This is a genomic window from Paenibacillus barengoltzii NBRC 101215 (genome assembly GCF_004000745.1).
GTDB classification, from domain to species: domain Bacteria; phylum Bacillota; class Bacilli; order Paenibacillales; family Paenibacillaceae; genus Fontibacillus; species Fontibacillus barengoltzii.
In genome coordinates, this window is the sequence record NZ_BILV01000051.1 from 1 (window position 1) to 23,166 (window position 23,166).

Here is a 23,166-nt window from a genome sequence, read left to right on the forward strand (position 1 = left end):
CTGGGTAACAAAATTACGTGAGTGAACCATTATCCTTCGGTAACATTTTTATATGAGTTGACACGGATCCGTTCGCAAATTAACTCACCTTGTTGCTTTGGACTTCTTCGAGGCGAACCACCCGCGTATGCTGCGTATGGCTCCATTGCTTGTTGTTCTGGGTGAAGAACGCATAGAACGTGATTGGCCACCAGGAAATCAGGTAAATCGGGAACAGAACCAAGTAAGCGTAGACCTTCTTCGATTTAACCTTCTCCAGGAACATCGCCATCAAGAAAATAAACACGTTCGCGACAATCGCCACATACGACACCCACATCGGCAGGTAGCCATACAACGTTTTAACATGCGGTTCTTGCATTAACGATTGGTCAACCCAAATAAACGCCGTAAGCAGGAACGTCAATAACACGATGTACACGTTGGCCCCGTAAAGCGCCATGTCCAGCTTCACCATGTTCCGCTCCTTGATACTCTTCCACAACAGCGGGAAGAAATAGCGGCGAGCGACAGTGAAGTGACCTTGCATCCAACGCAGACGTTGGCGTGCCGACGCTTTGAACGTCAATGGCTTCTCATCGAACAGCTTCGCGTCGTAGTTAAACACCGGATACACTCCGCGTTCAACGCAACGCATCGTAAATTCAAGGTCTTCTACCAAGCTTGTAGCGCCCCAGCCGATTTCTTTCAACAGCTCGGTTTCAAAGCACATTCCTGTGCCGCCAAGGAAGTTCGCCATCTTCAGGTTCGTCCGGGACAACTGCCACAGGCGGTTACAATACCAGTACGAAATCCCGTAAGAAGCGGTAATCCAGGAATCCTCCGGATTCTTCGTATCGATATAGCCTTGGATGACCCGCGCGCCGGCGCATAGATCGTTGTTCATTTCCCGCAGGAAATCCGGATGCACCAAATTGTCGGCATCGAACATCACAACGGCGTCGTATTGACGCGGCATCTTCCACAGCTGTTTCAGCATCCATTCGATCGCATAACCTTTCCCTCGCAAGTTCGGGTTGGTCCGAACGCAAGCGTTCATCCCGTGGCTGCGAACGATATTTGCGGTATTATCGCTGCAGTTATCACAAATGACAAACACGTCGTATAATTCTTTCGGATAGTTGAGCTGCTTCAAATTCTCCATCAAAGCCCCAACGACTTTTTCCTCGTTATGCGCTGCGACCAGCACCGCAAAGGATTTGTTCGGTTCGTATTGCACTTTGTTCTTCTTTCTGTACATGCCAAATAAAGCCAAACCAAATTGATACACCCCAACCACTGCCAGGACGACCTGCAGTGAAATCAAGATGACATCCAACATGATTTCTTGCCCCCTTTTTACCCCGATGTCTTTTTTTATCTTTCGGAGCTTTTGATTGTAATGACCCTTTCTTTCTTGTCTTGCTCTTTCTTTCTAGATCTTTCTTTGAATTTGTCGCCGGCTCTTTTTTCAAACCAAATACGATTTTCCACAACTTGACGTCGTTTGTCAAAGTAACTGTAGCCCCCATGCTGCGCAAAAAACTGGAAGACTGGTGGATTTTGGCATACAGGGGCCCCCGCAACCTGCTTTCAGGTACGGTTACATCCTATTTTCATCACTTTTGGCAATTTTTATTTCTTTTTTTATTTTTTTTATTGCACGGCTGGACAACTTATTGGCGTTACATTTACATAAACGAACTTGCTTGGCAAAAAGTTAACAAATCTGCACCCTTTTTTTAAACAGATCTGTTATGATTTGAATCATTGTAAAAGTGCGAAGAACGAAATGTCAAAAAAAGAGCACGGCTACAGCGCAAAAAAACGTCCTTGAAAAGGCCATGGATTAAAAATATGATAAGTCTAACTTCAAAATGCCATGCTATTTGAAAAGAGCAGCCACGGGACAGGCAGTTTCCGAGGGCTAGAACGCGGCCAACCATCATGCGGAGGGATATTATGACTCGTTTATTCCATAAGCTTCAACAACTCGACCGACAGCTCTTTGTAGGAATCAACGGCCGCCTGCACCGCAGTTTTCTGAATTTTTGGCTGTATCATTTAACTCATTTAGGGGGAGCTTGGTTCACCATCCTTTCGTCCTTGTTCATCTGGCTTGCGGCTCCGCAGCCATGGAGCAAAATCGGCTTGCAATCCTGCGTCGCGCTCGCGATCAGTCATCTTCCCGTCGCACTCGTCAAAAAAACCTACCCGCGTCTTCGGCCCTACTTAACGCTGCCGGGAACCAATACGTTCCGGAATCCGCTGACGGACCACTCGTTTCCGTCCGGGCATACGACGGCCATTTTTTCCATTACGGTTCCGTTTATGGCCGCGGTTCCAAGCTTGATTCTGGTGCTGCTCCCCATCGCGTTGATCGTGGCAGTTTCGCGTATTTATTTAGGCCTGCATTACCCTTCAGACACTCTTGCCGGAGCGGTCATCGGCTCCTCAGTAGCGCTTGGAACGGTTGCATTATGGGCTTAAAGGGGATATTGTAGACAATAGGAAAACCTTGCAGGAATAAGGTGAAACCAGTGCAAAAACAGAGAGTCTTACTTTTATCCGAGGGGTTTGGAGCCGGTCACACGCAAGCGGCCTACGCGCTCTCCAGCAGTTTACGAAAGATTGCGCCAAACATACAGACGAAAGTCCTAGAGCTGGGCAGTTTTTTGAACCCTAGGGTGGCGCCGATCATCATCACCGCTTACAAGAAAACGGTGTCCTCGCAGCCTCGGCTTGTCCGTATGATGTATCGCAGCAACTACAAGAAATCTTTAAACCGATTGACGACGATGGCTCTTCATCGGATTTTTTATACGCGTACAATTCAAATTATCCGTCAGCTTCATCCCGACGTGATCGTCTGCACCCATCCGATCCCCAGCGCGGTGATTTCCCGCCTGAAACGGCTGGGTATGTTGGACGTGCCGCTCTGTACCGTCATTACCGATTATGATGTGCACGGAGCTTGGGTGAGCCGGGAAGTGAATTGTTATCTCGTGTCCACCGACCAGGTGCAGAAGAAACTGATGGAACGGGGCGTAGACAAAAGCAAAATCCTGATTACCGGCATCCCGATCCATCCGAATTTCTGGGAGCGCCATCGGAAGGAAGATATCCGCCTGCAATTCCATCTGAAGGATATGCCTACCGTACTGGTCATGGGCGGAGGTTGGGGCTTCATGAAGGACGAGGCGGTCAATGCCCTGCTCGCCTCTTATCGCGAGAAAATTCAAGTCATTTTCTGTCTGGGCAGCAACGAGAAGTCGTTGGAGAAAATGCAAAAGGATCCCCGATTCATTCATCCCAACATCCATCTGCTCGGGTTCACGAAGGAAATTGACAAGCTGATGGAAGTGTCCGATTTGCTGATCACCAAGCCGGGCGGCATGACCTGCTCGGAGGGGCTGGCCAAAGGCATCCCGATGCTGTTCCACCAGCCGCTTCCCGGCCAGGAGGAGGAAAATTCGCATTATTTTGCCCAGCAAGGTTGGGGAACCCCGATGAAATCGCTGGACGATATTACCGATTGGATCAAACGGTTGACCGAGCAATACGACGAAGTCGTGCGGAAACGGGAAGAGGTCTTGAACCATATCGCCAAATTCCGGCCGATGCAAAGTGCTCAAGCTATCATTGATTTACTTGGGAATACGAATTTCATCCGAAAATAAACCGAAACCTAGGTGGCTCGACAACAAGATCCCCCTAGGTTTCTTTTTGATTTTTTGTTTTTACTTATTTTTCCTTGTGTGTTAATATTAACTCGTTCAACTCATTTCCCCCACCGGATGGGTTTGGATAAAGACTACTATCCCCCCCTGGCAGTGCTTTTATTTCTGATCATGCCTTTGGTCCCCAGTTAGAAGGGAAATGGTCCCTTAAATTTGATACGGATGACGGGTCACCCGCTTCCTTGGAGATTAGCGTACTGGTCAAGCCGTAAAGAAACGTCTATCCATCTAAAAAAACAGCCAACTCTCGATTCGAGCTGGCTGTTTTTGAACTTCATAAGCAACGGTTATTTAAACATATCCATCTTCCGCTCATGATAACGCTGCAAGGCCGCTTCGCCAACCATCACCTCGCAGCGGTAGATCGGCATGCCTTGTCCCACAAATTTGCTTTCGTATTCGGTCATGACATGAGCTTCATTAATCCCGCCTTCATGCAGGCTCAGCGAAATGTCGCTCATCTGCAGTCCAACCGCGGCAAAGGCATTCAGCGAAAATTCAAACAGTACGCGGGAGTCGGTCTTGAAGTGAATCTCGCCATTTTCGTTCAGGAGCTGACGATATTTCTCCAAAAACCGCGGGTGCGTCAAGCGCCGGCGCCAATGCTTCTTCTTCGGCCACGGATCGCTGAAATTCAAATAAATGCGCTCCACTTCCCCCGGTGCAAAAAAGTCCTCGATCATTTCAATGTTACCCAGCGCCAGACGAACGGTTTTCGGCTGCAGTCCACCCTGTTCGTCCCATTTCGCGCGAACCTTCTCGCTCGCCCGGCGAATCAACTCATCATACATGTCCATGCCGATGAAGTTTACGTCCGGATATTTTACACTCATGCCGCTAATAAACTGCCCCTTGCCCATGCCTAGCTCGATGTGGATCGGACGGCCGTTGCCGAACACCTCCGCCCAACGTCCTTTATATTCCCGGGGATTCAGCACAACCAGATCCTGCTGCTGTTCCAAATGCTCCCGTATTCCTTTTCTGCCGCGTAAACGCATGTTATTCCTCCGCTTTCTTGGTATCCATTCCTTGCAATATTGTGCCGAAGTTTGTTGCAAATGTAAAGCATGCAATGAAAAAGGAACCAACCGTTCGCCGGGGAGACGAGACGAGTGATTCCCTTTTCGATATATTTTGGAATTGGGGTCCAACGAAATTGATATTCTCAAAATAACATATTTCACTACTCTGCCGCAAGGAAACAGGCAAGCAGCATTCCCCTTTTCGCGTGAAATTTGATACAATAAATCCAGTGGAAGCGGCGTACGGACGGGGCTTTCGCCGTTGTATAAATATGCAAAAAATTTTTTGTGACAAAATGAAGGAGCCGCAATGAGTACACTGATGACGGACACCCCTGCTTTGTGGGGAGACAAAAGATTTCATACCTGGAATTTCGAGATGCGCCAAGAGTTTGGGGACAAGGTTTTTAAAGTGATGCTGGATGCCGGATTCACTTGCCCCAACCGCGATGGCACGATTGCCAAGGGCGGTTGCACGTTCTGCAGCGCCCGGGGATCGGGCGATTTTGCCGGAAGCCGCCGGGACGATCTGGTGACGCAATTTGCCACGATCCGCGACCGGCAGCATCTGAAGTGGCCGCATGCGAAATATATTGGATATTTTCAGGCTTATACGAATACTTATGCGCCGGTGGAGGTGCTTCGTGAATATTACGAGGCGATCCTGGAGCAGCCGGGCGTCGTCGGGTTATCTATCGCCACGAGACCGGATTGCCTGCCAGACGATGTCGTGGATTATTTGGGTGAGCTCAATGAGCGTACCTACCTCTGGGTTGAAATGGGATTGCAAACGATCCATGAGTCGACGTCCACGCTGATCAACCGGGCGCACGATACGCAATGCTACCTCGATGCGGTAGAGAAGCTGCGCGCACGCGGCATCCGGGTGTGCACGCATATTATTTACGGCCTGCCGCAGGAAACGCATGAAATGATGCTGGAGACCGGCCGCGCTGTAGCCAACATGGATGTGCAGGGCATCAAGATCCACCTGCTCCATCTGATGCGCAAGACGCCGATGGTGAAGCAGTACGAGGCAGGGTTGCTGCGTTTCCTGGAACAGGACGAATACGTCAAACTGATCGTGGACACGCTGGAATTTCTGCCTCCAGAGATGATCGTGCATCGGCTGACCGGCGACGCGCCGCGCGACCTGCTGATCGGACCGATGTGGAGCCTCAAAAAATGGGAAGTGCTTAATGCCATCGACGCGGAGCTGAAGCGCCGCGATTCCTGGCAGGGCAAATACTGGAGAGGACGTTGAGAACGTATGGGCTTCCTCTCTGTATTAAGCTTCGCGCATAAACTCGCCGGTGAACGGCTGAGGCTTGGCGACGCGGCCGTCGATGCCACTGCGGGGACCGGCGCGGACACGCTGTTTCTGGCCAAGGCCTGCGGTCCGAAGGGGCGAGTGTTCGCCTTCGATATCCAGCCGCAGGCGCTGGCGCTCACGCAGGCTCGACTGGACAAGGAGTCAGCGGATACCCTCGCCGACGTTACCCTGCTCCAGGCGAGCCACGCGGACATGGCGGCCGTGCTGCCAACGGACGTGCACGGGCGGCTCGGCGCCGTGATGTTCAACCTCGGCTATTTACCAGCCGAGGGCGCCGACCCGGCGCTGATCACACAGCCGGACAGCACGCTGCCCGCCTTGGCGGCCGCACTGGGCCTGCTGCGGCCTCGCGGGATCTTGACGGCTGTCCTCTACCCCGGCCATCCCGGCGGCGACGCCGAAGCGGCGGCGGTAGAAGCCTGGGCGGCCGCACTGCCCGCCTCTGCCGGGCAAGCGATCCTGTACCGGCAGCCGCAAAGGCCGGCTGCTCCGTATTTGATCGCTATTGAGAAGAAATCAACCAATTCCATTTAAACTGGGGGTCATCGGTATGGGCATTCGCAAAATCGAGCATGTCGGAATTCGCGTCTCGGCGCTGGAGGATTCCATCGAGTTTTATGAACGGGTCATCGGCATGAAGCTGTTATCTACGATCGGTGAGGTGGGAGATCCGCTGCGCCTGGCTTTCCTCACCTTCCCGGGTCAGGAATCCGTTGAGGTCGAGTTGATTAATCTCCCTGAAGGAGAAGAGCTGCCAAATGAGGGCAAAGTACATCATATCGCCTTTACCGCTAGTGATATCGAAGAGGAATATAGCCGGATTTCCAAATTAGGCTTGTCCGGCCTTGATCCGGAAATCCGCAGTCTGCCAAACGGCAGTCGTTTCTTCTTCTTTAACGGACCGGACGGCGAACGGATCGAATTTTTCCAGCCTGCGTTTCTCGCTTGAGGTCTTCCCATAAATTCATGGAAAGAAGGGCTGCGCTTGAAAGAGCATACGTTTACGTTCGACAATGACACAGGTCACGGCGTCTTCGTGTATCGCTGGACCGCCAAAGATACCGCTGCTCCGCCGCGCGGGGTGTTGCAAATCGCCCATGGAATGGCAGAAACGGCCAAGCGCTATGAGCGCCTGGCCCGATTGCTGACTGCCCACGGCTTTGTTGTCTACGCGAACGATCACCGCGGGCACGGGCGCACGGCTGGAAGTCCCGAGGAATTAGGCTGGCCGGGCAAACAGGGGTTTACCGGCATGGCAGAAGATATGATCCAGCTTACGAAGATCATCCGTCAGGAGCATCCCGAACTCCCCTTGTTTCTGCTCGGCCATAGCATGGGCTCCTTTCTAACGCAGAAGGTTATGTACCTAGCCCCGGAGCCTTACACCGGATTTATTCTCTCAGGAACAAATGGCCCCCGGGGACTGCTGGGCTTGGGACGAAGCCTCGCACGCCTGCAAAGCCTGCTGCAAGGCGAGATGCATCCCAGCCTGCTGATGAACGCCGTGACCTTCGGGAGCTTTAACCGTAACTTCCTCCCGGCGCGGACGCCCTTTGACTGGCTTTCCCGGGACGAGGCCGAGGTGGACAAATACATCGCTGACCCGCACTGCGGCTTCTTGTGCAGTGCCGGCTTCTTTTACGGATTCTTTGGCCTGCTGCAGGAGATTCATCGCCCGGAGAAGATGCGTTCCATCCCGAAGGATAAGCCGGTTTATATCTTCGGCGGCGATCTCGATCCGGTCGGCCTCAACGGCGCTGGTGTCCGACGTCTCGCCGGACTGTACCATCAGCTGGGCCTCGAAGACGTTGAGGTGCGGCTGTATCCCGGCGGCCGTCATGAAATGCTGAATGAAATCAACCGCGACGAAGTAATGTCGCATCTGTTGAATTGGATCGAAAGGCATATGCCGCCCGTATCAGCGGATGCCTAGTAATAAATGAAGCGAGCCTGCGGAATCGGCACTTTCAGAAGAAGGGGCTGGTTAGCAGGCTCGCCTTTTTCGTAATGGACTTAGACCATCACGCGCTTTAACTGTACGACATAACGTGAACGCACAATCGCAAAATAGAGCAGTTGTGCCGCCAAGAAGGCACCAGAGGCGGTCAGCACCGGGACGGTGATGTCTACTAACAGGAGCCTTCCTCCATTTTGGCATCATCCTCGACGATCAGGATCGTAAACATCCTTAAAGTCAGCTCCTCACTTGAGCAGGGTGCGATGCTCCGGGGACCAAGCGCTTAAATTGGCGTAAAAATACACCGGACGCTCGTCCGCTTCTTGCTGGTACACAACAACGAGCAGCGTCCCTTGCGACGCATCGCCTGCGCTTGCTGATGCCGCAGGTGATTCCGCTCCTTCCGCTGGCAACACATCACCCAGCGCAAACGGCAATTCTTCGAGGCAAGCATACTTCTGCAGCTCGCGTTCGTCCAGGCCGTATGCCGCAAATTGCTCCGACAAGGCGGACGGCTGTTCAGCCAGCGCCCGGAAATACGCGCTGCGCCGGTCTTTGTCTACCCGGTCTTCCCACCAGATTTTCCGCGGCTTATATTTGTGTCCAAGCAGATAGTCGAGCTTCATCAACCCCAGCACAACCTCCGGCTCTTTCAACGTACGGCCGCTAAGGAACGCATGAAGCCGAGTGAACAGGTCCTCTAACTGATGGCCGATCCGCTGCCACCCTTGTTCTTCCCAATAGTCGCCAAACTCTTGGAAGAAGTCAAACGGCGAATCGAACTCGTGAGTCACCAGATACTCCACGGTGTGATCCATGCGATGCGCATTCCAATACTTCTCCAGCACGTCCTCCAGCCGCTTCAACCGAATGACGTCCTCAAACGGCAGCACGTTATTGCTCAGGATTTCATAAGGCGCATGATCCATGAACACGTAGTTGTATTTCTCCGCGTCGTTCCGCAGCCCGGTTCCGCGCAGCATCTTCAGGAAGCCAAGCTGCAGCTCCTCGGGGCGCAACGCGAACACGTCATTAAACGTTTTGCGGAACGTGGCATAATCCTCTTCCGGCAGTCCGGCGATCAAATCCAGATGCTGGGCGATTTTGCCGCTTTCCTTGATTTTGGTGACGGTCCGAGTCAGCTTCGTAAAGTTCTGGCGGCGTTTCACCAGTTCATTAGTTGGATCGTTTGTGGACTGCACGCCAATCTCGAAGCGGAAGATTCCTGGCGGCGCGTTCTCCGCCAAATAGTCCAGCACCTCTGGCCGCATGATGTCCGCCGTAATTTCGAACTGGAAGACACAACCTTGATGGTTGTTGATCAGAAATTCGAACATTTCCATCGCGTAATTACGGTTAATGTTAAACGTACGGTCCAGAAATTTAATGATCTTCGCGCCGTTCTCGATCAGGTACAGAATGTCAGACTTCACCCGTTCGATATCGTAGTACCGCACGCCCACCTCAATACTTGAGAGGCAAAACTGGCAGCTGAACGGACAACCGCGGCTGGTCTCGAAATAGACGATCCGTTTGCCGAGATTCGGAATATCCTCGGGAAAACGATGCGGCGACGGCAGCGTGTTCAGATCGGATTTGGGCCGAGGCGGATTTAGCACAACCTCTTCCCCTTTGCGGTAAGCTGCGCCAAACACGAAGTGGAACTTCTGCTCCCCGGACAGCTCCTGCAGCAAATGGTGGAACGTTTCCTCTCCGTCCCCCATGACGATAAAATCCACCTCCGGGATCCGCTCCATCCAGTATTTCGTATCGTAGCTGACCTCGGGGCCGCCCAGTACAACCTTCACTTCCGGCAGCACTTTCTTCAGCAAGGCCACCACTCGAATCGTCTCTTCGATATTCCAGATATAACAAGAGAATCCGATGACATCCGGCTTCCGCTTAAACAGATCCGATACGATGTTCATCACCGGGTCCTTGATCGTATATTCGGCCAGATCAATGTCAAACTCGTTGCCGCTGTAGGCTTTGAGCAGCCGGATCGCCAGCGAGGTATGAATAAATTTTGCGTTCAGCGTTGCCAATATGACTTTCACATGCTCACAACCCTACTCCATATTTTGAAAAAACTCCAGAAACGGCTTTCCGTATTTACGGTACTTCACTTCGCCGACGCCCTTGATTCTCAGCATATCCGCTTCACTGGTCGGACAGACCACACTCATCTCGCGCAGCGTCGCATCGTTGAAAATAATATAGGAAGGAACCCGCTCCTTCTCGGCCAAATCGCGGCGGATCAAACGCAGCTGCTCAAACACCGTCTCATTGACAGCAGACGGCCCTTCATCGTACTTCCGGCGCCGCGAGCTAGACGACGATGAGGACGCAGTCACAGGCTCCGGCGCACGCAGCATCACCTGATGGCGGCTCTTCAGCACCTCAACCGCCAGCGGTTGCAGCCTTACGACCGGATATTGCCCTTCAGACAAGGCTAAATACCCTTCCGCTATAAACACATTGATCAGTTCAGAAATTTCCTTCTCAGTACGAGTCCGCAGCATACCGTAAGTAGGCAACTGGTCAAAGCCGTATTGCAGCACCTTTTTGTTCTGCGAGCCCTTGAGCACCGAAGCGACGAGCGAGACGCCAAACCGCTCCCGCATCCGATGGATGCAGGAGAAGACGATTTGCGCATCCCGCGTCATGTCGACGAGCTCCCGTTCGTCTCGACAGGAGCTGCAAATGCCGCAAGGTGTGCGGTCATGAGCTTCGCCGAAATAATCCAGCATCGCCCAGCGCAAGCAGCTGGTCTGGTAGCAATATTCAACCATCTGCTGCAGCTTACGATATTCGTTACGTTTGCGCTCCCCATCCTGCGGGTTTTGCTCAATCAGGAATTTCTGCGTCATAATGTCCTGCGGACTAAACAGCAGGATGCATTCGCTGGGCTCGCCGTCCCGTCCGGCCCGGCCTGCTTCCTGAACATAAGCCTCCATATTCTTCGGCATATTGTAGTGGATGACATACCGGACATTCGATTTGTCGATCCCCATCCCAAAGGCATTGGTCGCGACCATCACGCGAATGTCGTCATAGAGAAAAGCCTCCTGGCTCTCCTCCCGCTCCTTGTCGGACAAGCCGGCATGGTAGCGGCCGGCAGGGATGCCGGCACGGCACAGGCGATCGTACAGGTCGTCAACCTCCTTGCGAGTGGCGGCGTAGACGATGCCGGGCTGATGCGCATGGGTCGTCGCGTAATTCAGGACGAATTCGCGCTTGTTCTCCCCACGCAGCACCGACATCGCCAGGTTGTCCCGGCCCAAGCCGGTGACGAACACCGCCGGATTCGCTAGACGCAGCAAACGGACCATGTCGTCCATGACCTCCGGCGTTGCTGTGGCTGTAAAGGCTGCCAGGATCGGCCGTTGCGGCAGCGACTCCACAAACGGGGAGACCGCCAGATAGCTCGTCCGGAAGTCGTGTCCCCACTGGGACACGCAGTGTGCTTCGTCGACGGCGACACAGGAGATAGCGAGCTCACTCATTTCCTCGCGGAACCAGTCCAGCTCCAGCCGCTCCGGCGCCACGTAGAGCAACTTCAGTTCACCGCGGCGTGCTGCCCGAATGCGGTCGTTGACTTCCTTGCCCGACAGCGTGCTGTTGATGTAGGCAGCGGAGATGCCCATCGCGGTGAGCGCATCCACCTGGTCCTTCATCAACGAGATCAACGGGGACACCACCAGCGTCAGACCCGGCAGCATTAGAGCCGGAATCTGATAACAGATCGATTTCCCACCGCCTGTCGGCATAATGCCCAGTGTATCCGCACCGGACAATACACTCTCGACGATCCTCCGCTGGCCTTCGCGGAAATCGGGGTATCCGTAATATTTCTGCAGCAGTTGCTGCGCATGTTCCATCGTAAGTGCTTCCGTGCTCATTCGCTTGATTTCACCTAACTTCCCATCAGGCCGTTGCCTTCCCGAGTTCCGGGACAGACCGGCTTTATGCACTTTTTTAGTTTACCGGGGTTTGAACAATTGGGCAACCGCTGCTAATGCTACATAAACTTTACCAAAAAGACCAACACTCTCTAATTACTGAAATTCGTCCGGAGGCGGCAGTTATGATGGAGTGGAAATCCAAATACGAAGCGTATATGAAAAAGATTCATTCATCATCTTCCTCGAACAATTCCTCCCTCGAAGGAAACCAGCCAAGGCAGCTTGAGGCGAGTCTGGAAAATAACTTGAACATGATTCATCAACATATGAATCATTACGCAGATCTGGTTGTTCGCCAGGTGAGGTTGGACAAACGAGACGCGGCTTTGCTCTTCCTCACCTCCATCACGGATCAAAAGTTGATTCAGGAGGGGATCGTAGCCCCGATGCAGTCTCCTTTCCTTTCCCATGAGTTGGATCTGGAGATGGGAAAGGATTCGTCAAAGAACTTGGATCCGTTTGAACAGGTGTACCGGGAGCGAGTGCATGCGAACTTCGGTCAGCGAAGCTCCGATTGGAGCGTCCTGCTGGACCTGATGATGAAGGGACATACTGTGCTGCTCATCGACGGTTACGCCGAAGGGGTGACCTTCAATACACGGAGTATTGAGAAGCGATCGATCGAACAACCTCAGACCGAGCAGGTCATCCGTGGCTCACGGGACGGGTTTATTGAGCAGTTGGAGACGAACCTGTCGCTGATCCGTTACCGGCTGCAAACAGCCGATTTGGTTGTAGAAACCGCCGATCTAGGTACCCGCTCCAAATCGAAAACCGCGGTCTGCTACATCAGCGGAATCGCCAATCCCGACTTGGTTAGCGAGGTGATGCGGCGGTTGTCCAAAATTGACATCGACGGCATCATTGACGCCGGGTACATCGAACAGTTCATTGAAGACCAGCCGATCTCACCGTTTCCACAGATTCAGAACACGGAACGGGCAGATAAAACCGCTGCCGCTTTGCTGGAAGGCCGAATAGCGATTCTGGTGGAAGGCTCCTCCTTTGCTTTGATCGTCCCGGCACTGTTTGACCAGTTTTTTCAAACGATTGACGACTATTCCGAACGCTTCCTGATCGCCAGCATGTTGCGATTTGTCCGGCTGATGGCCTTGATATTCTCCGTATTCTTTCCATCGCTATATGTATCTGTCATCTCCTATAACCCGGAGCTGATGCCTACCGATTTTGCGGTGGCGATCGCCGGGGGGCGCGCCGGAGTTCCCTTCCCCGCCATGCTGGAGGTGCTGATTATGGAGGCTTCGATGGAGGTGCTGAGGGAAGCCACGATCCGGTTGCCGCAAATGATTGGCGGTGCGCTGTCGATTGTTGGCGTACTGGTCATCGGACAAGCCGCTGTATCCGCTGGCCTGTCGAGCCCGATTACGGTGGTTATCGTCGCCCTGACAACGATTGGCTCCTTTGCCACTCCGGCTTATAATGCAGCCATTGCGATGCGTATGCTCCGCTTTCCGCTGATCGTGTTAGCCGGCTTATTCGGATTGTACGGGGTGATGATCGGGAGCATTTTTATCGTAAATCACTTATTGTATCTGGAGTCGTTTGGCATTCCGTACCTGCAGTCCATCCTGACCAAGAAACGCGCAGGGATTGTGGACACGATCATTCGGGCTCCCTTGTGGTGGATGGGTAAGCGCCCAAGTTATCTGTACACCATCGATGACACACGGCGCGGTGCCAACACGTTCCAAGCCAATTTCAATAAGATTTTTCGACCGGAGGAAACAGCCGATGCAGAAAATAGAGAAACTCAGCACGATTCAGCTGGCCATCGTGATCAGTAGTACCATTTTTGGGCCTTACGTTTTAAGCTTTCCGCAATTGATCGCTCAGACGGCCGATAATGCCGCGCCGCTGATGACAGTAGTTGGCTCTTGCTGCGCCGCCTTCAGCCTTTTTGTGTTCACCCGCCTTAGCCAGCGATTTAGTGATCAGACACTACTGAGTTACAGCCAGACCGTAATTGGAAAACTTCCTGCCCTCTTTACCAATTGTATTGTGTTCGCCTGCTTCTTCATCACAACAGCGCTAATGTTCCGTCAGTTTGGGGAAGTGTTGTCCACCGTCGTCTTCCGGAAAACTCCGATCGAAATGAGTATCCTGATGATGCTCATCCTTGTCGCCTTATCCTGCCGGAGGAATTCCATTCAATTTGCCTATGTTCATTTGTTTTATTGGCCGTTTGTCATTTTCCCTTTCCTGTTTCTCATCTTCATGTCGATGAAATCGGTCCATTTCTTAAATTGGTTGCCCGTGCTCGGGAATGAAGCTCCCAATTGGCCGCTCGCCATTCTATCTACGGCTTCGCTGTACCTGGGCTCCTTCATCATCACGATGCTGCTTCCAATTACAGAGAAGCCGGCTCGTGCCATGAAGTCGGTTATGCTGGGAATCGCGGTCAGCGCCAGTTTGTACCTGTTGCTCGTGCTTTCCACGATTGGGATATACGGAGTTCGGGAAACCCTTCTTCTGATATATCCTACGCTGGAAATGGCGCGATCGATCGCTGTTGGCGGGGATGTCATCGAGCGGATGGATGCGCTTTTCATTATCATGTGGGTGATTAACGTGTACACGACCATGTTTTCCACCTACTACATCACTTCAATCACCTTCAGCAAACTGATTAAGTTCCAGGACCACCGTCTCGTGACGACGTTACTGATCCCATTCCTGTTTGGGGTCTCTTTGCTTCCTCAAGATCAATTTCAATTGTATCGATTTTCTCGGATTGCCGATGAGTCCAGTTATTTGTTCCTGACAGGCTACGCCTTGCTGCTATGGATCGTTTCGGTGATCCGACGCAAGGGAGGGCACTCTCATGGGTAACGCCCTAGAGAAGCGATGGATACAGATTTTGTTATGCTTCGTACTAACGCTTAATTTGACAGGCTGCTGGGATCAGGTGGAAGTCGAAGAACGCGCCCTCGTGCTCGGCTTGGCTATCGATGAGGCACCTCCAGATGCCTTGGAGAAGGAACCGCAAGTCACCCATATGAAAAACATACCGTTACCTAAAAAGATGATTCGAGTGACGGCCCAAATTGCCGTTCCCGGTCGGGTTCCCCTTGGCCCCGGCACCGGCGGTATGGGAGGTGGCGGCGATGGAGAAAGCCCGGTATGGATCGTTCAAGTGTACGGGCATAGTCTGGACGAAGCTTTAAACAATATGCAGCAGGAAATTGCCGATCCTCGTTATCTCATTCATTTACGGGTGATCGTCATCAGTAAGGAAATTGCCCGAGGAGGTCTGGACGAACTAAACGATTATCTCCGCCGAAATCCAGAGGTTCGCCGGCGAACTTGGCTGCTCGTCTCCGAGACAGAAGCCGCCGAGTTGATGAAGGTGGCCCCTCCGCTCGAACGCGTGCCTACCTTGTATCTTCAGGCCATGGTTGAAAAAGCCATCGGCATGGGGAAATTTCCAGCCAATTACTTAGGCACCTTTTGGATCGAGGAATCGAACTGGGGACAGAACGGGTTTCTCCCTTACATCGCCGTTCAAGGTAAGGAACATATTTTGTTGAAAGGCATGGCTTACTTCAGCGACGGTCGCCTGGCCGGAGTCACCTCTGCGGTGGATATCGGAGTCTATATGGGGATTAAGGGGACGGATCCCGGGGGGTATTCCGCCTTATTAGAAGTTCCCGATCTTGGCTATACCATGATTAAAATAACGGAGCGTCGTGCCAAAACGAATGTCCGCATCGAAGAAGGAAAGCCCCATGTATATCTGAATCTCCACCTCGAAGGAGTTCTTGATGAGCATTTCGATGCTGGCCAGGGTGCTGACTCGGAAGCTGCTCTCGAAAAAATTGAAGACGCTTTAGAGCGGAGTGCAACGAAGCTGATGCATAACTTCTGCCGTCGGACACAACAAGATCACTCAGACATTTTTGGATTTGGCGAATATGTGAGGGCGCATCATCCCGGCTTCTGGAAACAGCACATTCACCAAAAAAGCGATTGGGAACAGATGTATGCGAACATCCCAATCTCCATAAAACTCAGCGTGTCGATCCGTCGAACCGGCTTAAAGTCAAAATAGGAGATGTTTGTGATGAATCAGTTACATGTGATGACTAGCGTATTTTCTTATACGGCTTCCCTCTCCCTCTTCTCCGGACTCGTCTTGCTGCTCGTGGATCAGACGGTTTATAAAGTTCAGCAAAAGCAAAAGGAACAGAAATACGCCAAAATCTTTGGATGGGTCAACCTTTCACTGGCAGCTACCGGTTATTTGGTGTTTCTGCTATTGCAGTTGCTGTAGCCCTTCGTTATATCGGGTCATGGTATCCCTTGGATTCCCATGGTATATTGAGTCTAGTACAAACCTAATAGGATGGAGAATCAGGATTCATGAAAGATCGCAACTATGCGGGCAACCGCCCAGGGAACAAAACGCAATCGCGGCCCAAGCCGCCCATCACCAAGCGGGAACAGGCCGATGAGGTACGGACGGGCGACCGGATCGTCGTGACGATCAAGCGGCTGGGGATTAACGGTGAAGGCGTCGGCTATTACCGGCGGAAAGCCGTGTTCGTCGAAGGCGGTATTCCCGGTGAGGTCATTCACGCAGAGGTGACCCGCGTTGAACCTAAATATATCACTGCTTCGATACGAAAGATCGAGAAGCGTTCCCCGCATCGGGTGGATGCGCCGTGCCCGGTGTTTGGCATCTGCGGCGGCTGCCAAATCCAGCATCTGTCCTACGAGGGGCAGTTAGCCGGTAAAGAAGAGATCATTCGCGAAGCGTTGGCGCGTTACGCCGGTCTTGAGGATGTACGGATGAAGCCGATGCTGGGCATGGACCACCCTTGGGGCTACCGCAACAAGGCGCAGCTGCAATTAGGCATGTCCCAAGAAGGAATGATCGTCGGCTTATATGCAGCCGACTCCCATAAGCTGATTGATATTACCGGTTGCCCGATCCAACACCCGAAGGTGAACGAGGTGGTGGACAAGACCCGGAACGTGCTGCAGCGTCTAGGTATTCCGGTATATAAGGAAAAAAGCAATCAAGGGCTGGTTCGTACCATTGTCGTCCGCGTTGGGTTTCAATCCGGTCAAATTCAAGTGACTCTAGTGACGGCTAACGACAAACTGCCAAATCGCCGTGAGCTGATCAAAGAACTGCGGCTGGAAATTCCCGAGTTAACCAGCATTGCGATGAACGTAAACCCCAAGAACACCTCGCTGGTGTTTGGGAACCGCACGGAAATCTTGTGGGGAGCGGACGGGATCGAAGAATCCCTCGGTGATCTGGAATTCACCTTATCCCCCCGCGCCTTCTTCCAGCTGAACCCGCTGCAAACCGTCAAGCTGTATGAATCGGTACGGGCGGCTGCAGGCCTGACGGGCAAAGAAACTGTCGTTGACGCCTACTGCGGCACCGGCACGATTGGCTTGTGGCTAGCGCCTTACGCGAAGGAAGTCCGCGGCATCGAATCGATCCCTGAAGCTGTCGAGGACGCCAAGGCCAATGCGGCCCGCAACGGGCGGGATAACGCTCAGTTTTATGCCGGATACGCCGAGGAGCTGCTCCCTCGCTGGGTCAAGTCCGGGTTCGCCCCGGACGTCATTGTGGCGGACCCGCCGCGCACCGGGCTGGATCCCCGCTTCCTTGAAGCAGTGCTGAAGACGAAACCGAAGCGCTTCGTCTACGTCTCCTGCAATCCGTCCACCCTGGCGAAGGATTGCAAAGCGCTGCTGGACGGTGGTTACAAGCTGGAATGGGTGCAGCCGGTGGATATGTTTCCGCAGACGAGCCATGTGGAGTGTTGCTCACTATTGGTGAGGAAAGATGACTGATTTGAGTCGCACTGTTGAAAATGAAAAAAGAGGGGCAACAGCTCCTCTTTTTAGCTCTACCTGTAAGGCCGGGGATTTTCGTCCCCGGCTTTTCGTTATTACGTGGACATTGTCCACGTTTTGTCCACCTTACTGTAAATAGCCTAACTGTAGTCTTCAATTAATGATATTTTGCCTTCTTAGAGAATGATTTACGTCAAACCAATTCAAAAAATTTAATCGTTGGGATGAGGGATTTATGGAATGGATGAAATCAACGTTGAAACAGATTCTTCCGCTGCATCCGCAGGAAGACATCATTTCGATTAAGGAAGTACGCGGCGGGGATATCGGCCGTTCGTATTCAGTTGAGACCCGGGAGCGCCAGTGGTTCATCAAATACCGGACCGATCTGCCCGGCATCGTATTTGAACGTGAAGCTGAAGGGCTGCAACTTCTCAGAGAAACCTGTGCGGTGGCCGTTCCTGAAGCGTATTATGCTGGCGAGATCCCCGGAAGGGACGGCGGCATGATCGTATTAGAGTGGATCAAGACCGGCCTTCCCCGCCAAACAACAGAAGAAGCGCTCGGAAGAGGTATTGCAGAGCTGCACCGTAAGCAATCCCTTGGCGGACGCTTCGGACTTCATAACGATAATTATATTGGCTTGCTTCCGCAGCCGAATAGCTGGTGCGAAACGTGGAGGGAATTTTATGCAGAGCGGCGCCTCTTCCCTATGATCCAGCTGGCAGAGAAACGCGGGCGGTTGTCTACCGAGCGAAAAAAACAACTGATGCGGCTGACGGAATCGCTGGATCGATGGATTCCAGACAAAACCGAACCGTCCTTGCTTCACGGCGATCTCTGGCATGGGAACTGGATGGCAAGCGAGGATGGACAACCCTACCTCATCGATCCGGCCGTCTTCTATGGCGACCGGGAATACGAAATGGCGTTTACGGAATTGTTCGGCGGGTTTTCCTCTTTGTTTTACGCCGCATATAAAGAAGCGCACCCGCTATCCCCCGATTATGCGGATCGGCGACCTTTGTACCAACTTTATTATTTACTCGTCCACTTGATCCTGTTTGGCGAATCGTATGGCTCATCCGTTGACCGGGTGTTGGTTCGTTATGTTGGATAAGCATTAAGCCTATGTGCATCTACTTGCGAAAAACAATCAAAAGTGCCATTCTATTTTTAGGAGCCATTTTGTGAGATTTCTTGCTTTGATGCCCGGCATCACTGTAACAAATTTCGCACAATGGCTTCGTTGTGTAGCAATGAAACGATTTTTAATAAGAGAACATTCTTGCTGAGACTGACAGAATCATTGTGAAGTTCCTGTACATTAAGCCCTGCTTAAAGAATTAGGAGTGTGAAACAATGGATAGCAGAACGAAAACAAGCGGAATTTCCTTGTTAAACTTCGATGGAACTTTGAAACAACAACCATGGCTTCGGGGATACCCCGGCGAGTGGATCGATTTTTCCGATCTACACAGTTGCCAAGGTTACTGCAGCGATGAATCCTTGCGTCAAATTCAATTTCGGTTAAAATCGCGAAAGTATAAAAACATTACTTTGATCGGGGGCGGGAATTATCACTACGTTACCTATTTGTTGCTGTCCGAAATCCAGCATCCGTTCTCGCTGATCCTGTTCGATCACCATACCGACCTTGCATTTAACGACGATGTTCCGCTTATTTCTTGCGGCTCTTGGGTCAGTATGGCACTGCAAACTTTACCACTGCTAAACCGCGTGGTCATCATCGGTGCGAATACGTTAAATCTCTTCCAAGCCTCTGGCATCCCCGATAAGGTCACCGTCATCTCGGAGCAAGAGGTTCGTCGTTTGTCCCCTGTTGATATTGTCAGGGCCATACGCTCCGTATTACCAGACGGACCGGTTTATATCAGTGTAGACAAAGATGTCCTTGATCCGGATAATGCGGTCACCAATTGGGATCAGGGGAGCATGACATTGCGACAATTGCTGGATGTGATCCGAGAGTTGAAACGACTTCGACCGATCGTCGGAGAGGATATTTGCGGAGAATTGCCTCTATCCCCCGTCGATGTTCTGTGCGACGAGCGGGTGCCGCAGCTAAAGAAGAACGAGATCGCGAACAAGGCGATTGTTGATATTTTGCTAGCTGGCTGACATAAATCGAATGCGCGCGTATTACACATGACTTCGATCGCATACAATCATATTTATACATTAAAGGGTTTCCGGAGACGACGAAGTCAGGAATCCCTATTTTTTTGCGCGTTAACCATTAGTAATGAAATATACAGAAAAATCGTCCTTTGAGTTATACAATGGATCTGATAACAAAGAAAGGTAAATGCCAAGATATACCTTCTGCGGACGAGGAGGAAGAAGATGAGTGAGTTTCATATCGGCTCGGTGGTGACCTTCGGCGGCTATTTCTGGCGCATTCTTGATCTACAGCGGGGTGCGGCCTTGATGATTACAGAACATATCATTGAACAACACTCCTATCATAATTGCGCTGGTGATGTGACTTGGGCGGACTGCTCGCTGAGAAAATATCTGAACGGTGAGTTTTACAACAAATTCACTCCAGCCGAGCAATTAAGAATCGTTCCGGTCTTGAACAATAACCCCGATAATTCGTGGTACGGTTCAAGAGGTGGAGAAGATACTCAGGATTTTATTTTTCTTCTAAGCATTGAGGAAGCCGTGTGTAAATATTTCGGAGACAGCCGCCAGAACCTGGAAAACCGCAGCGCCAAACAACGATACTGGTTTCAAAAGAAAGATGAAAACAACGACAGGCGAAAATCAACGCTGGATGGGCATGGCTGGTGGTGGTGGCTTCGCTCACCTGGGCGTGACAATCGAAGAGCCGTATATATCCATGGCGACGGCAACGTAGGTATTCAGGGAAATGGCACCTTCCGCTATAACAGCATTAACGTTCACCCTTCAACAGGTAATAACAAAGGCGGGGTTCGTCCCGCCCTGTGGCTGAGTTTATAAGCTAGATGAACGGGAGGTGAACGAAGTTGACAAATCAGGAAATTATACGAATTGCCATGGAGCAATCGGCCAGGGATCTCAACTGCACAGTGGATGATTACTTGCTTAGCAATCCGGTCGTGGTTCGCTCCATGCTGGGGCCATCGGCAAAGAAATTCTATAAAGAACCTAATTTTAACAGCATCTGATTTTCAGGATTTATATCAACCCGAATGGAGCAACGCGTTATGTTATGACCGTAAGGCGTTAGACGTCCTAGGAGTTGGAGCGTAACAAGCAAAACAAGATTCGATCGAAAATCAAAGCAGCTTGGAATAGATCAGGGAAAGATCTTTGCGCATTTGTTTGTTTTAAAGGAACTCATTCCTGAACGAGGAAAGTGGTTGGACTTTATTACTCGACTAGAAGCGTTGCTATCTGAGTATAAAGAAGGGATTGAGTTGGATCGGATTGGATTCCCGGAGGACTGGGAGGCTATTCTGATGATGAGGAATTAACCTAGAAGCATCCGCTAACACGGATGCTTCTTTAACATTCTCACGAACTCCCGAGCAATATTCACCCCTTAACCAACCTCACCTTAAACACACTCCCCTTCTCCGAACTTTCCTCCAACTCAACGGTCCCCTGGAAGAAGGAGAGTAGATGACGAACGATGGACAGGCCCAGGCCGGCGCCGCCATGGCGGCGTGCCCGTGAGGAGTCGAGGCGATAAAACCGTTCAAAGATCAGCTCCTTGGACTCAAGAGGGATTCCCTTCCCGGTGTCCGACACCCAAACCACCACTTGTTCGTCTTCTTCCGTGACCTGCAGCGTTACGTTGCCATTGGGTCGATTATAGCGAATGGCATTATCCAGCAGATTGCGAAACACGAGGAATAAGAAGCTTTCCTCTCCCTTTACCTTCACCTTACACGGTTCTTTCAACTGGAGATTCACCCCATGCTTTTCGGCCATTGGTCTCATGAAGGTGATAACCTCGCGGAGAATTTCGCCAAGTTCCACCGCTTCGTGCTCCCGATCCTCCCGCTCGTATGTCCCGTCCGCCAGCAGCAGCAAAACCCTCCGTTAAAGATTCCAAACGCGCAATCGTCCGTTCCGTAGTTTCCCTGTACTCTCTCCATTCCTCCGGATCAATCCCTTGACTGTCGCCGGCCACTTCAAGATTCGTACGCAAAATGGAAAGCGGGGTTCTTAACTCATGCGCGGCTGCCGACACAAACCTCGCTTGCTGGTGAAACGAATGCTCTAACCGTCCAGCATCGTATTAAAAGAAATCCCGAGCTTCTTTAATTCATCATGAAGCTCATCGATGTCCAGCCGCTTGTGCAGAGTGGAAGCGGTAATGCCAGCAGCCGTTTCGCTCATTCGTTTTACAGGCTTCAAAATGATTACGGCGAGCCATTGCGCACTAAGCACCATCCCGATCAGTACGACCAACAGGCTGATCATCCGCCCTTGCATCTCCGGTAAAATTCGATACGCCGAGAAAAACGTCTCCATGGAGACATACAGCGTAATTAAGATGGCTAGAAAAAGAATTTCAATCAGCGTTAGCCTGACGCGCAGCGAAAGCCGGTACTTTTTGCTCATTCCATCTCCTCTTTCTTATCCACTTGATCAGCTGTGCCTGCCCACTTGTACCCATAACCTTGAACGGTCTGAATATACCTCTCCCCGGCCTCCGGATCATGGTGTGAGAGCTTCTTTCGCAGCGAGTTGATATGAACCCGGACCGTAGAAGTCAGCGGATCGGCATGGATATCCCACACATGCTCCAGCAGCCTTTCCGACGAAATGACCTCACCAGGATGCAGCATCAGATATTCGAGCAGGCCAAATTCTTTACGCGTTAGAGTAATCCGTTCTTTCCCCAGCCAGACTTCCTTCTTATTCGTATCGAGGATCAGCTCCTCGGATTGGAGAACCGGGCTCTTCACGGACGAGCTTCGGCGAAGCAACGCCCGGATCCGAGCAAGCAATTCATTAAACACGAACGGTTTCCGGAGATAGTCATCCGCCCCCGAATCCAACCCTTCTTCCACCTCGTCCGGGTGGCTGCGCGCGGTCAGCATAAGAATACGCACATCCGGGTGGTGCGAAGACTGGCGAATTTTCTGGCAAAGCGAGATGCCGTCGAGCTCCGGAAGATTGATATCGAGAATAATCACATCGTACTCATTCGTGTCCGCCAACTCCCAGCCCATCAGCCCATCAGTTGCAATGTCTGCGGCATACCCTTCTCGCTTTAAGCCTTTGGCTAATACACGTGCGAGATCTTCCTCATCTTCAACAATAAGAATCCGCATAACACCGTTCCTTTCTTCATGGACAATACCCTAATCAT

22 protein-coding genes and 1 pseudogene are annotated in these 23,166 nt (G+C 51.8%); 15 read left to right on the top strand and 8 right to left on the bottom strand.

Translation table 11 applies throughout. The features are described from left to right. Positions 1–79: 79 nt before the first annotated feature. Positions 80–1,321: a glycosyltransferase family 2 protein gene (locus PBA01S_RS14660; protein ID WP_127576257.1), complete on the bottom strand. Its 1,242-nt coding sequence runs from the start codon at positions 1,319–1,321 to the stop codon at positions 80–82. Positions 1,322–1,941: 620 nt separating this feature from the next. Here PBA01S_RS14660 and PBA01S_RS14665 point away from each other — a divergent pair. Together PBA01S_RS14665 and PBA01S_RS14670 are read left to right on the top strand one after the other, a co-directional pair. Beyond that, positions 1,942–2,469, top strand: a complete 528-nt coding sequence (locus PBA01S_RS14665) for a phosphatase PAP2 family protein (RefSeq protein WP_016312994.1) — start codon at positions 1,942–1,944, stop codon at positions 2,467–2,469. 50 nt (positions 2,470–2,519) lie between these two features. Next, the gene (locus PBA01S_RS14670) at positions 2,520–3,659 is read left to right on the top strand and encodes an MGDG synthase family glycosyltransferase (RefSeq protein ID WP_127576258.1); all 1,140 of its coding nucleotides are present in this window, start codon (positions 2,520–2,522) and stop codon (positions 3,657–3,659) included. A 347-nt stretch (positions 3,660–4,006) separates the two neighbouring features. Here the strand turns inward: PBA01S_RS14670 and trmB are convergent, their stop codons facing one another. After that, positions 4,007–4,717: a tRNA (guanosine(46)-N7)-methyltransferase TrmB gene (trmB, locus tag PBA01S_RS14675; RefSeq protein WP_028538510.1), complete on the bottom strand. Its 711-nt coding sequence runs from the start codon at positions 4,715–4,717 to the stop codon at positions 4,007–4,009. Positions 4,718–5,051: 334 nt separating this feature from the next. On the opposite strand from trmB, the gene mnmL reads away from it, so the two are divergent. The 4 genes from mnmL to PBA01S_RS14695 are packed head-to-tail and all read left to right on the top strand — an operon-like array spanning position 5,052 to position 8,007. Further along, positions 5,052–6,005 carry a tRNA modification radical SAM protein MnmL/YtqA gene (gene mnmL / locus PBA01S_RS14680; protein WP_028538511.1) on the top strand — a complete coding sequence of 318 codons (954 nt, stop codon included), beginning with the start codon at positions 5,052–5,054 and terminating at the stop codon, positions 6,003–6,005. A 6-nt stretch (positions 6,006–6,011) separates the two neighbouring features. Beyond that, the gene (mnmM, locus tag PBA01S_RS14685; protein WP_028538512.1) at positions 6,012–6,608 is read left to right on the top strand and encodes a tRNA 5-(aminomethyl)-2-thiouridylate-methyltransferase MnmM; all 597 of its coding nucleotides are present in this window, start codon (positions 6,012–6,014) and stop codon (positions 6,606–6,608) included. A gap of 16 nt (positions 6,609–6,624) precedes the next feature. Further along, entirely contained in the window at positions 6,625–7,023 is a 399-nt protein-coding gene (locus tag PBA01S_RS14690) for a VOC family protein (RefSeq protein WP_009226111.1), read from the top strand. A gap of 36 nt (positions 7,024–7,059) precedes the next feature. Beyond that, the gene (locus tag PBA01S_RS14695) at positions 7,060–8,007 is read left to right on the top strand and encodes an alpha/beta hydrolase (RefSeq protein WP_127576259.1); all 948 of its coding nucleotides are present in this window, start codon (positions 7,060–7,062) and stop codon (positions 8,005–8,007) included. A gap of 269 nt (positions 8,008–8,276) precedes the next feature. On the opposite strand, the gene PBA01S_RS14700 is transcribed toward PBA01S_RS14695, so the two are convergent. Together PBA01S_RS14700 and recQ are read right to left on the bottom strand one after the other, a co-directional pair. Next, a complete protein-coding gene (locus PBA01S_RS14700) occupies positions 8,277–10,088 on the bottom strand; it encodes a B12-binding domain-containing radical SAM protein (RefSeq protein ID WP_127576260.1) in 1,812 nt (603 codons plus the stop codon). Positions 10,089–10,100: 12 nt separating this feature from the next. Then, positions 10,101–11,933, bottom strand: a complete 1,833-nt coding sequence (gene recQ / locus PBA01S_RS14705; protein ID WP_127576261.1) for a DNA helicase RecQ — start codon at positions 11,931–11,933, stop codon at positions 10,101–10,103. Positions 11,934–12,118: 185 nt separating this feature from the next. Between recQ and PBA01S_RS14710 the strand changes: the two genes are divergently transcribed. The 9 genes from PBA01S_RS14710 (at position 12,119) to PBA01S_RS22810 (ending at position 21,007) form a co-directional block, all read left to right on the top strand. Further along, positions 12,119–13,801 (top strand): spore germination protein, encoded by a 1,683-nt coding sequence (locus PBA01S_RS14710; RefSeq protein WP_255315366.1) that lies wholly within the window; start codon positions 12,119–12,121, stop codon positions 13,799–13,801. After that, positions 13,749–14,846, top strand: coding sequence for a GerAB/ArcD/ProY family transporter (locus PBA01S_RS14715; protein WP_164744166.1), 1,098 nt, complete (start codon positions 13,749–13,751; stop codon positions 14,844–14,846). Before PBA01S_RS14710 ends, PBA01S_RS14715 begins: the two co-directional genes overlap by 53 nt. Next, complete coding sequence (locus tag PBA01S_RS14720; protein ID WP_255315367.1) at positions 14,839–16,065, top strand: Ger(x)C family spore germination protein; 1,227 nt, start codon at positions 14,839–14,841, stop codon at positions 16,063–16,065. The genes PBA01S_RS14715 and PBA01S_RS14720 overlap by 8 nt, the downstream gene beginning before the upstream one ends. A gap of 12 nt (positions 16,066–16,077) precedes the next feature. Then, entirely contained in the window at positions 16,078–16,287 is a 210-nt protein-coding gene (locus tag PBA01S_RS14725; protein WP_016313012.1) for a CLC_0170 family protein, read from the top strand. Between the two features lie 89 nt (positions 16,288–16,376). Next, positions 16,377–17,828 carry a 23S rRNA (uracil(1939)-C(5))-methyltransferase RlmD gene (gene rlmD / locus PBA01S_RS14730; RefSeq protein ID WP_127576263.1) on the top strand — a complete coding sequence of 484 codons (1,452 nt, stop codon included), beginning with the start codon at positions 16,377–16,379 and terminating at the stop codon, positions 17,826–17,828. A gap of 238 nt (positions 17,829–18,066) precedes the next feature. Next, entirely contained in the window at positions 18,067–18,951 is an 885-nt protein-coding gene (locus PBA01S_RS14735) for a fructosamine kinase family protein (RefSeq protein WP_127576264.1), read from the top strand. 242 nt (positions 18,952–19,193) lie between these two features. Beyond that, positions 19,194–19,973, top strand: coding sequence for an arginase family protein (locus tag PBA01S_RS14740; RefSeq protein WP_016313015.1), 780 nt, complete (start codon positions 19,194–19,196; stop codon positions 19,971–19,973). Positions 19,974–20,198: 225 nt separating this feature from the next. After that, on the top strand, positions 20,199–20,819 hold the full coding sequence (locus tag PBA01S_RS14745; protein WP_127576265.1) for a DUF6273 domain-containing protein: 621 nt from the start codon (positions 20,199–20,201) through the stop codon (positions 20,817–20,819). Positions 20,820–20,845: 26 nt separating this feature from the next. After that, positions 20,846–21,007: a hypothetical protein gene (locus tag PBA01S_RS22810; RefSeq protein ID WP_164744167.1), complete on the top strand. Its 162-nt coding sequence runs from the start codon at positions 20,846–20,848 to the stop codon at positions 21,005–21,007. Positions 21,008–21,377: 370 nt separating this feature from the next. Here PBA01S_RS22810 and PBA01S_RS14755 read toward each other — a convergent pair whose 3' ends face one another. The 4 genes and pseudogenes from PBA01S_RS14755 to PBA01S_RS14770 form a co-directional block, all read right to left on the bottom strand. Continuing rightward, positions 21,378–21,878 carry a sensor histidine kinase gene (locus tag PBA01S_RS14755; protein WP_255315368.1) on the bottom strand — a complete coding sequence of 167 codons (501 nt, stop codon included), beginning with the start codon at positions 21,876–21,878 and terminating at the stop codon, positions 21,378–21,380. Positions 21,879–21,894: 16 nt separating this feature from the next. Then, positions 21,895–22,038, bottom strand: a pseudogene (locus tag PBA01S_RS23350) (histidine kinase dimerization/phospho-acceptor domain-containing protein); the annotation flags it as partial. A 29-nt stretch (positions 22,039–22,067) separates the two neighbouring features. Next, positions 22,068–22,412 (bottom strand): HAMP domain-containing protein, encoded by a 345-nt coding sequence (locus PBA01S_RS14765; protein ID WP_127576268.1) that lies wholly within the window; start codon positions 22,410–22,412, stop codon positions 22,068–22,070. Continuing rightward, on the bottom strand, positions 22,409–23,128 hold the full coding sequence (locus PBA01S_RS14770) for a response regulator transcription factor (RefSeq protein WP_127576269.1): 720 nt from the start codon (positions 23,126–23,128) through the stop codon (positions 22,409–22,411). Before PBA01S_RS14770 ends, PBA01S_RS14765 begins: the two co-directional genes overlap by 4 nt. Positions 23,129–23,166: the final 38 nt, after the last annotated feature.